Origin of the sequence: Proteiniphilum sp. UBA5384, from assembly GCF_002410825.1 — a bacterium.
GTDB lineage: Bacteria > Bacteroidota > Bacteroidia > Bacteroidales > Dysgonomonadaceae > Proteiniphilum.
Genome location: NZ_DHOS01000047.1, coordinates 61,135 through 71,759, shown reverse-complemented (window position 1 = coordinate 71,759; position 10,625 = coordinate 61,135). Strand labels below are relative to the sequence as shown.

General features: G+C 43.5%; 7 protein-coding genes and 2 pseudogenes. 3 read left to right on the top strand and 6 right to left on the bottom strand.

Translation table 11 applies throughout. The features are described from left to right. Window positions 1–28 precede the first annotated feature (28 nt). The 3 genes and pseudogenes from B4G81_RS09115 to B4G81_RS09110 form a co-directional block, all read left to right on the top strand. Window positions 29–529, top strand: a pseudogene (locus tag B4G81_RS09115) (IS4 family transposase); the annotation flags it as partial. 56 nt (window positions 530–585) lie between these two features. Then, window positions 586–903, top strand: a pseudogene (locus tag B4G81_RS15335) (transposase); the annotation flags it as partial. Window positions 904–967: 64 nt separating this feature from the next. Beyond that, entirely contained in the window at window positions 968–1,525 is a 558-nt protein-coding gene (locus B4G81_RS09110; RefSeq protein WP_294081925.1) for an RNA polymerase sigma-70 factor, read from the top strand. Window positions 1,526–1,823: 298 nt separating this feature from the next. Here the strand turns inward: B4G81_RS09110 and B4G81_RS09105 are convergent, their stop codons facing one another. The 6 genes from B4G81_RS09105 to B4G81_RS09080 form a co-directional block, all read right to left on the bottom strand. Then, window positions 1,824–3,911 (bottom strand): beta-galactosidase, encoded by a 2,088-nt coding sequence (locus B4G81_RS09105; RefSeq protein WP_294081744.1) that lies wholly within the window; start codon window positions 3,909–3,911, stop codon window positions 1,824–1,826. A gap of 110 nt (window positions 3,912–4,021) precedes the next feature. After that, window positions 4,022–6,241 carry an alpha-galactosidase gene (locus B4G81_RS09100; RefSeq protein ID WP_294081742.1) on the bottom strand — a complete coding sequence of 740 codons (2,220 nt, stop codon included), beginning with the start codon at window positions 6,239–6,241 and terminating at the stop codon, window positions 4,022–4,024. Next, window positions 6,241–7,119, bottom strand: coding sequence for an endonuclease/exonuclease/phosphatase family protein (locus B4G81_RS09095; protein ID WP_294081740.1), 879 nt, complete (start codon window positions 7,117–7,119; stop codon window positions 6,241–6,243). The genes B4G81_RS09100 and B4G81_RS09095 overlap by 1 nt, the downstream gene beginning before the upstream one ends. Window positions 7,120–7,413: 294 nt before the next feature. Next, window positions 7,414–8,247, bottom strand: a complete 834-nt coding sequence (locus B4G81_RS09090; protein ID WP_294081738.1) for an endonuclease/exonuclease/phosphatase family protein — start codon at window positions 8,245–8,247, stop codon at window positions 7,414–7,416. 34 nt (window positions 8,248–8,281) lie between these two features. Next, window positions 8,282–9,544, bottom strand: coding sequence for a DUF4998 domain-containing protein (locus B4G81_RS09085; protein WP_294081736.1), 1,263 nt, complete (start codon window positions 9,542–9,544; stop codon window positions 8,282–8,284). 42 nt (window positions 9,545–9,586) lie between these two features. After that, a partial coding sequence (locus B4G81_RS09080) for a DUF5000 domain-containing lipoprotein (protein ID WP_294081733.1) occupies window positions 9,587–10,625 on the bottom strand: 1,039 nt, incomplete at its 5' end.

Below are 10,625 nucleotides of genomic sequence, written 5' to 3'. Positions count from 1 at the left end.
AAATACGTAAAGCACTTCAGCTGTTGGAATCAGTTCCTACCATCTTGGCTTTGGAAAAAGCATTACCAGAAGTAATCTTTCTAAAGCCAACGAAAGGAGAGATCCTAAAATATTTGAAGACTTTGCATATTATATGATTAACATTGCCCGAAGAAAAAGAATAGTCAGGGAGTTTGAAATTGAGGGGAAAGTCTATGCTTTTGATTCCACTACAATCGACTTGTGTTTGAGTGTCTTCTGGTGGGCAAAGTTTCGTAAAACTAAAGCAGGAATCAAACTCCACACTTTGTTCGATATTGAAACACAGATCCCTGCTTTTGTACATGTAACTCCTGCCAAAGTTCATGATATGAATGCAATGGATATTATTCCTTATGAAACGGGTGCATATTATGTATTTGACATAGGTTATTTTGATCTTAAGCGACTTAATCATATTACGCAAATAGAGTCTTATTTTGTCGTCCGGGAGAAAAGCCGCTTGCAGTATGAAGTAATTAAGGATCAGTATACAAACCATAATGCTGATGGCATATTGGCTGATCAGATAATAAAACTTACCGGTTATGCTTCTTCCAGGAAGTATCCGCCTATCAAGTTGCCCTGCTTTATAATTACAGGTGGCATGTTGAGTTGTTCTTTAAATGGATCAAGCAGCATCTTGAAATTAAATCCTTTTGGGGTACAACCGAGGGGACTGTTCGAATCCAAATATTTACAGCTATCATTGCATATTGTATGGTAGCTATTGTTGAGTATGAGCTTCATCTTAATAGAAGTACATACGAAGTCTTGAGAGTACTGAGTGCTTCGTTGTTGGATAAAACTCCTATCAGGGAACTTTTCTACAAAGAAACTAATATGGATAAAAATGATACTCAATTAAAACTTAATTTTTTTTAGTGGACACTAATGAGATTTTTATTTAGTTTTGCAGGTTAAAGATTCTGTAGACTACATGGAAGCAATAGACGAACAGTTGTTATTTATACAAGTACAAGAAGGAAACGAAGAAGCTTATAAGCGGATGTTTCACCACTTTTATTCTCCTTTGTGTGAATATGCCTCACAATATATTGAAGATGTAGAGTCGGAAGAATTGGTTCAGGAGTTCATGGTATTTATTTGGGAGAAAAGAAAGACCATTGTCATCAGTAAATCTTTCCGCTCCTATCTGTTTACGGCCATCAAGAATAGATGTCTGAATGCCATACGCAGCTCCCGCTATAAGGAACAGGTGCATTCCATATTATATGATCAATTAAAAGATCAATTTGAAGACCCCGACTATTATTTTATCAACGAGTTAACGGAAAAGATTCACCGAGCCATTGACGAATTACCTGGAAAGCAAAAGGAGGTTTTTTTATTGAGCCGCTTCGGGGAAAAAACAAACACCCAAATTGCCATGGAATTGGAAATATCCGTCAAAACGGTAGAATATCACATCACTCAATCTCTTAAAAACCTACGCATTAAACTCAAAGATTACCTCCCCATCATTAACTTTATTCTACATTTATAAAAGAATAATGGTGATTCCTTATTTAGAATTTGTTGAAATATCTCATTTTCAATCGTATCACATTTGACATACTGGTTACGTTCAAGAATCTTTTGCAATTCAGTATCCTATTTTTGTTTCAGTTTTTCAATCCTCTCAAAATTATAGCGCTTTTACTTATCATCGTAATGTTCCCATGCAAAAAGGACCAAGACTATGATTTCTTTCTCGTTAATATTGTATGCCAGACGGTGTTTTTGGGTAATACTACGAGATCAAAACGGTACAAACATAGTGAAAGCTGAGAGAAAATTCAAGCTCACTCTTTCCATATCACCACATCGGCGGGTGGTGTATTTTTCTCACCCAATATCACCTTGGCATTGGATGGGATAGGAAATGTATATGATTCAGACCTGTAGTTCAGCCCGATATGGAATCCATCGCGCCATTCGATGAGGACGCCCGGCGGCAGGTCGTAAGGAGCACCAATCTGACGGTACACCTTTTCCAGCACATCGCGTTCAAGCTTGGCATCATCCGTATCCACACCGATATAAGTTGTGGCACCTTTGCCGGCTTTCTTGTGGATAACGGCAGCCATCCCTTTATAGTATTGGTCATTGTATTTGCTCCATACGGTGGTATTGTCAGCATAATCAATCACGTCTGCCCAATTGTTCCATTGGTATTCTTTTCCGTCAAATTGCACATTCGACCAAACTTTGGACGGGAGGTGGTCGAAGAACAGTTCCTTTGCTCCAATCAATTCATAGATAGGTTCAGCCAGCTCCGTTTCCCACAGGTGGGCCTCCCTGTTCTTATGTCCGGTGCGGGGAGTCAGTATCAATTGACCTCCATTCTCTACATATTTTTTCCAGCGTACCACCAGCTCATGATCCAATAACTGGTAAGAAGGCGCTATCACAACAGGATATTTTTCAAACTCGGCATTCTCCTCCACAATGTCTATAGGTATACCCAGACTCTTAGCCGTATTATAGTATTTTACCAGGTGTTTGTGCGTATCCCATTGGTTGGATTGAGGCTGGAAATCCATCTCCCACCGGTTATCCGGATTGATCAGTATGGCTGTTTTAATTTTTTCCAGTCTTTCGGGATATTTGGCATTGTCAACCCGTTCTTTTTTCAATTCCTGAATCTCCCTGTTGAACTGCAATATCTCCTCACCCGTCCTACTTACCGATACGCCGTCAGTCTTCATCATGCCATAGTGATATTGCTCGCTTCCTTTCAGAGGCTGGCGGAAGCGGTAATGGCAAACAAATTTGCAATCGCCTGCGAATATATGGTAATACCATAACCTCACTGCGCCGGGATATGTCTGTGGGTTGAAAGCACCCCAGTTCACCTGTCCCGGTTGTATCTCCATCACGCCTGTCACCCCTTTTATATTACGATAAAAATCGTTGCTGAGTCCCAACATCTCGGTATTCGATATCCTGAATCCCTGATCGCCGTAGCCATCATAGCGGCCATTGACAAGGTAGCGGGTATAAGACAGGAAATCCAGATGTGTCATCCGGCCGGGATCAACCTGGGGATGTCCGGGCATAGTGTTGGTGGTGACCCATTGTGCGTCGGATATATATTTTCTCAGTATATCATTTTGAAAATTGATAAATGACGCTGCTTCATCTGCCGTATATCTTTTATAGTCGAGCATCGCATGCGGATTGGCTTTTCCGGGTAACACTTTCGGATTGGGGATGCGGATCTGGTCGAAATCATTGTACATCTGGCTCCAGAACTGGTTACCCCATGAATCGTTCAGTTTGTCGATAGTCTGATATTTGTTTTTCAGCCAAACACGGAATTTTTGCTGTGCATTCTCGCTGTAGTCATACGAAAATGTGTAGTGGGAGGGTTCGTTATCTATCTGCCATCCCCATACTGCCGGATTGTTTCCATAGCGCCGGGCAAGTTGAGTGACGATGACTTCCACATATTTCCGGTAGGTATCGCTTGCCCAGGATGCCTGTTGCCGAGCTCCATGCTCGATCCTCTGCAAATTGTCGTTTACCACAAGAACATCGGGGTGCGCTGTGGTCAGCCATGCCGGCGGTGTGGGGGTAGGTGTGCACATCACCACTTTCAACCCATATTTTTCGGCCAGTTGCACCGCTTTATCAAGCCATTCAAAATCGAACACTCCTTCTTCCGGTTCCATCATTGCCCAGGCAAACTCGCCGAAATGGGTGAAATCGAAACCCAACTCTTTCATCTTCTTTATATCTCTTTCCCATTGGTTTTCGGACCATTGTTCAGGATAGTAATACGTTCCCGAAAGTATCAGGTCCGATTTGGGAAAAAAGCGTTGTGCATCTTGTGCCGCAATAAATAGTGACAATGTGAGCAATAATGCCAGAATATTAATTTTCTTCATCAATAACAATTTTTAAATTTCGCACCTCTGTCTCTATAACTTACAAAAATATTGTTGTTACCTTCTACTCCTAAATTGTGCTCATATTTCCATTCAATCAACAAGCCGAATTAATCAATACTTTCCAAGAAAAAGACCGCACTTTGGTACATTTTTTCCAACTGCGGGTTGATTCCTTCATTTATCAGGTATTCACCGCTGAAAACCCCGTTATTTCCCCAGAAACCCGACTTCTCCACATTCAGTTCCGTTACCTTATAGCGTTTTGCCGGGTCAAGACCATGCAATTTGACAGACTGCCCACGGTGTGTACGCCCTTGATATTCGAAGCAATAATCAAACACTACAGCCCGTTTCTTGTCCTTGTCCACATACATGATGGCATATAAACCCTTTTCCTCGTAAGGGGAGATAATCCGGTAGAGATCACCCTCCATCACGATATCACGGATATACTTATAGTTTTCTATCGCTGTCTTTGCAAACTCTTTTTCCTTCCCGGATAAATCCTTGGGTTGCAATTCCATTCCAAAACGACCGCTCATCGCCATGTCGAAACGGAATTTCAGCGGGGTCACATTGCCGGTTTGGTGATTTGGCACCGCGGAGACATGCGAGCCGGTAACCAGCGCCGGATAAATCATATTAGTCCCATACTGGATAAATATCCGGCTTCGGGCATCGGTATTGTCACTCGTCCATACTTCCTGGTTATATTTCATCGCACCATAATCCACGCGTCCCCCACCCGACGAACAGGCTTGGATGAGTACATCGGGATATTTGGCTCTGATTCTTTCATATACACTATACAATCCCTGTGTGTAGTTGATCCAGAAATGGGATTGCTTGTCCGCGGGAAGGAAAGCAGATCCCACCGATGCCACATGTCTGTTGGCATCCCACTTGACATACGAGATATTATCCGATTGCTTCATCACATCATCAAATACGCCGAATACAAAATCCTGCACTTCAGGATTCGTCATATCAAGTAGCCATTGGTTGCGAGTCGTGGGCACAGGACGCCCTTTTGCCTTCACAATCCAGTCGGGGTGCCGTTCAGCCAGTTCACTTTTCGGGTTCACCATTTCGGGCTCTATCCAGATACCGAATTGAAGACCTTTGTTTACCGTATAATCAGCAAGATAGGAAATCCCCCGGGGTAGTTTGCTTTCAGTCACCTGCCAGTCGCCAAGGCCTTGTCCGCTACTATTCCGGGGATATTTATTCCCGAACCATCCATCGTCGAGGACAAACATCTCAAGACCCATATCGGCGGCATCATCAATCATGTCGGTGATGGTCTTCTCATCGAACGTGAAATAGGCTCCCTCCCAGCTATTCAGTAATGTGGGGCGGACGGTGCCGGCATCATATACCTGATAACGCCGCGCCCAATCGTGCAGGTTGCGGCTGACACCTCCGGCACCGGTAGTGCTGTATGTATAAACCATCTCCGGCGTATGGAATATTTCATTTGCCCCAAGCGTATATTCCGAAGCATAAGGGTTCATCCCGGCTGTAATGCCAAGCATATCAAACTCATCTACCTGAAAATTGATTTTATAATTCCCTGACCATGCCAGGGCTCCTCCAATCACTTCTCCCGCATTCTCGTCGAGCGGCATATCCAATGCCAGCACGAAAGAAGGGTTCTCGGTATGGGTAGTACGCACTCCCATCCTGTTCTCTATCGATTTGATCCCGTGGTTCAACAGCGACTCCTCCATAAACATCTCCTGTGCCCATGCTCCATGGAAAGAGTTGAGATAATATTTCTTTGCACGTATGGGCAGATAGGATGAATAGAAATTGTGCAGTACAACGTCCTGCTTCTGCCTGTTGGTTATGTTCACCTTCTGGGTAAACACATTTTCCCGGGTATAAGCAGTCACTATCAGTTGCACAACCAGTGGCAACTTCTTGTCCTGCATGGTGATAGTGGTCTGTACCACATTGTCATCTCCCATTTTCTCCTGTTGATGCCCCACATAAGCCAGTTCGGTATTCAGGTCTCCATCAGAATGGGTCACAAGCAGTGCCGGTTCACGGTAGTTGGATCCTCCCGCGGCGAGATAGGCATGTGGATCAGTACCATAATCATCTCTACGGTAGCTCTTTTTGCGTAAGAAAGGTGTTGCATCTTCTATCTTCTTTCCAAAATGATGAAAATAAACCACACTGTCCTTACCCACCGTCATAATCATGGAAAGGTCTTTGGTTTGCAGATTGATAAGGACGCCTTCCTTCTCCGACACATTTGCTCCCACAACTATAAAAGGAAGCAATAACAGGAACAAAAAAATTGATCTGTAATAATTTTTCATTAATCAAGAATTATTTCGAGATAAGCAGGATAATGGTCTGAGATTATATTGGTGTCTTCATTCTTCAGAATGACACTCTTCGTTACACGTTTGGCGGCAGTCGGATTACACCAAATAAAATCGATACGTTTGGGTATTCCCACGTTGTTCTTTTTCAAGTTTCCTTTTCCATCTTTGAAAGTAGGGAGGCTTGCCGTGAATTCATCGGTAAATATTTTATAGGAATCCTTGAAACCGGCCTCTTCGAGTTTTCCCAAAACGGTATAATCAAAATTCCCGTTATTCAGATTACGAATATGGGTTTGTTTCTTTTCCCGGTCCCGCATATTATCCAGCATCTCTTTGCCATAATGGGCGCCGTCGGAGGCAGACAAAGAGTTGAAATCTCCCATAACGAGGATTGGCTCATCCGCAGGGAGTTCCTTGGTCTGGGCGATAATATTTTCCACCTCCTCCAACCGTTTCTGATAGTCGAAAGGAGAGAAATGGATGACGAAAATATGGATTCCTTTCACTTTTGCGTAGATATAGCTATGCCACATATTTTCGGTCACTTTCCTGAAATTCACCAAGGGTGTTTTTGAGGTCAGTGCCACGGGAAACCCATCCTCTTTCGACTGTAACGCATAGGGATGTCCATATCGTTTTGCCAACCCCTCCAATGTTTTCTGTGTCCACCCGTTCATCTCTTGTGTTGCCACGATATCCGGCTCCAACTCATTGAGCAGGGATACATACCGATCAATATTTACCGAGTCTTCCTGCAAACCGTAAAGGACGTTATACGACAGGATTTTAACTTTCTCCTGTCCTATTACGCCACTGCCCACGCAAAGCACCCACAACACAAATGTTAATTTCAAAGCCAATCTTTTCATTGTCAGATATATTTTATTTCCACATCTTCCCATTCATTAAGGTTGCGATATGTAGTGGAGATTATTTTAAAATATTCAAAGGTACAGATAATTTCGATACCTTGGGAAAATAATTCAACGGATGAAGCATTTCTCTCCCTGCATTTATTAATACAGGAATATCTATAACACACAAGATATCAGAAAAAAGTATTGGCTGTCGACAGCCACAGTGTTGATATATCATATTCTTCCGATTATCAACAAAGAAGTTTATCCGACAGCCAAACACTTGAATTTAATTCAATTATATTATTATTGACCTATTTTCTCCACCTCGAATATAGCCCCCACGGGATAATGGTCGGATTCCTTGTCTGCCCAAAAATAAACACCGTATTCAGAAAGGGTCAAGACATCATTACTTCTGTAGAGTAGATGATCAATTGCATTTTTGCTTCCCACATAAGTGCCAAGACAACTGTTCGTTTTACAGGGAGATTCCAATTCCTGATACAGCGTTTTCATCGGATCGCTTGTAGGCGTGCAGTTCATGTCACCTCCCATAATGACCGGCATATCCAACCCCTTCACAATCTCGATCAATTCATTTGCTTGGATTATCCGCCATCCATTATCCGTATGGTCAAGATGGGTACTGATAAAGCAAATATCTCTTCCTCCAACTTCCACGGTAATACGGGCGGCAGAACGGGTCTCAATGTCCTGTCCTTCCCAATCACCGGTCAGCGTATAAGCTTCCGACTCCTTGATAGGAAATTTAGACAAGACGGCATCGCCATATTCCCCACCGTAAAAATTCATGGCTTTAGCAAAGAACCAATAATCCATGCCACACAAAGCCGCCAGATCACGGGCAAGATGTACATCTTTTCCATTCCTCGTAGTAAACGCATCCACTTCCTGGATGGCCACCAAGTCAGGGTTGGCTTTTTTGATTACTTCGGCCAGATCAGGCAGGCTTCGTACTCCTGTGCTTGCTGCGGCTCCAGCAATATTATAGGTCATCACTTTCAGACTCACTGTTTCTTTGGCCGGCGGTGGCACTATCGGCATTGTATCATCATTTGAATCTTTCCCACATGCAACCAGCAAAGAGATAATGCAAAACAGAATTATCTTTCTCATTTTCATTGTTTTCTGACTTTGTATAAATAATAAATTATCTTCCATGTACGGCTATTTCGGCAATTGACACATTACCGTTACTGCGTGAATTTGGTAGAATCAGCTTCAAGTACCGGCTCTTGATATTATGAGCGGAGGCATCCACTGTTCTTAGGTTCTTTTCGGGAGTATCCAACGTAGCGTCGTTGGGATATTCAATTTTACCAAGCTCTACCCAATTGGGATTTTCCACTCCGGGATAACTGTAGTTTTTGAACATCGCATGATTCGTATAGGTCACCGGTATGTTTCCCAACCATTTAATATCCTCATCCGTAAGAAGATTGTCTTCCACGGCAGGCGCATATACCACGACGGTTTGCGTGTTGTTGTTACTCAACCTGCGATATACGTCAATTTGTGCAATTTCTACCGGTTCACCCATATCAACCACAATGGTAAAAGGAGCGGGATCCCTGGTGATAGTCGGATCGAGTGGATGTGTTCCTTCTGCATAATTACTATAGCTTGTGTGCCAAAAGGTGGTATAAATGCCATCGAAAATGAAATGGGGCATGTTCTGGGTGCCTGTCAACGAAGGCTGTCCATGCCATGAGTTGCAGTATTTGACGGTCCAGCCTATCGTCGGCAACTTATATACGGGAGTTACTTCTTGCCATACGGTATTGAAAGTGTCCAATGCATTAGGCTCAGGCAGGAAGAACGAACGCACTTCAAACCGGTTGATTCCGAGTCCCGGAGCTTGAGTGATGTTCTGACCGAAAGGTACATTTACAATCTGTTCCAGCCCGTCCAGATCTTCATAGCGTACTTCGCTACGAACAAGGTTCGACGCCGGTGGGAACCATGTTATCTCTCCATTGCTATCGTTCTCGGTCAATAAAAAACTCTTTACAGACCGGTTTACCAGCGACTCCTGGAAATAATTGCCATAGGAATTGCCAAAACCGGTACTCCACAACGAATGGTGCCCGAAAATATCGGTTGTACGAATACGGAACGTATAGGATCTCTCTTCCTCAGTGGGAACCGCGACTATATCCCAGCCATGCGAAGGCATTGGGATAATGAGCGAATCTTCATCCCAAAACAGGTCGACACTTTTGATATTTGTGGTGTTGCCCATATAGAACTTGAAATAGACTTGGTTGTGTCCCGCATAAAAATCCGTCTGGTCCAGTTTCTGCGTATACACCTTTTCTCCACCTTCAATAAAGGGCTTGTGCACATCCATCATATCATCACACTGGTAGCACAAGGCGCACACGGCAATCAAACTTATAATATATTTTTTCATCTGTCAATCTTTTATTTTATCCATTGTATCATTTGCCACACGCTATTCTTCATAGATCCCCTGCACGGTTATTTCAGCCGGATGAACATAAGGGCGATTCTCCCATGAGGTCATAAACCTGAGCCGGAGGTATCGGTAAGCTTCTGACTGGATCGGGAAAGAAGCTTCATGCCCGTTGATACCGGCCTGAAGGTCTTCGTCGGTATTGACCGTATATTGGTCATTGGTTCCTGACGGCTTGGTCATGGTGTAGTCGATCAGCTCCGTCCATTCATCCCAGTTACCGGTAATGGGAGCATCTTTGCATCCATATACGATGATCCGGCGAGGATTCCCCCAGTTGTAGTAACCTCCGTTATTGTTGGCATTAAATCGTTGGAAAAACGTTATCCGACTCAGCACGGCCGGTTTTCCCAGATCAATTGTAATACTTGACGGAAGTGAACCTGCATAGCTATGCCCATAGGTATTTATGTCGTCATCAAACATATATTCGTCACGCCCTTCCCAATTAGTAAAAGTCACATCACCGGAAAGATATGCTCCATTTACTTTATAAACCGACCACAGCTTTTTATCTAATGTCATTTCCAACCAGGGAGTCACGGTGCCTCCTTCCGGATAAATGGTATCGGAAACATTGTCCCAATTGTCTTTAAGCACTATACCAAACTTTCTCGGAACAGGCTCATAGCCACGGACACTGAAAAAGGCATTTTCCAGACTCGAGGTCGCAATCCGGGCAGTTTGCATCTTGCCATCGTCCGATGCAACCAGCATTTCAGCAGTAAGCATCACTTTATCCATATTCTTCCACGTGTAATAAGCACCACCGAAATCACTGGCGATTTCCATTGTTTTGACAGCCTTGCTCAATGGAGATTCCAGCGGGGTAAATTTCACCAATACCGGATCGGAAAGGACCTGCGAGCGGCTAATGGTATAAAGCAATGCTTCATGTTCATTGGTGTCGTTATAGCCTTCTATTTTCAGGTTATCGCCATAAAAGGAAGTAACAGACTCCCGCTGTTTACCATTCGTGAGCGTGTACACCGCCTTCACACCCAATATATCATCATCG

Coding starts and splice junctions, on each gene's coding strand:
- B4G81_RS09105 (WP_294081744.1), bottom strand. CDS start 3,911: ATGAAGAAAATTAATATTCTGGCATTATTGCTCACATTGTCACTATTT.
- B4G81_RS09100 (WP_294081742.1), bottom strand. CDS start 6,241: ATGAAAAATTATTACAGATCAATTTTTTTGTTCCTGTTATTGCTTCCT.
- B4G81_RS09095 (WP_294081740.1), bottom strand. CDS start 7,119: ATGAAAAGATTGGCTTTGAAATTAACATTTGTGTTGTGGGTGCTTTGC.
- B4G81_RS09090 (WP_294081738.1), bottom strand. CDS start 8,247: ATGAGAAAGATAATTCTGTTTTGCATTATCTCTTTGCTGGTTGCATGT.
- B4G81_RS09085 (WP_294081736.1), bottom strand. CDS start 9,544: ATGAAAAAATATATTATAAGTTTGATTGCCGTGTGCGCCTTGTGCTAC.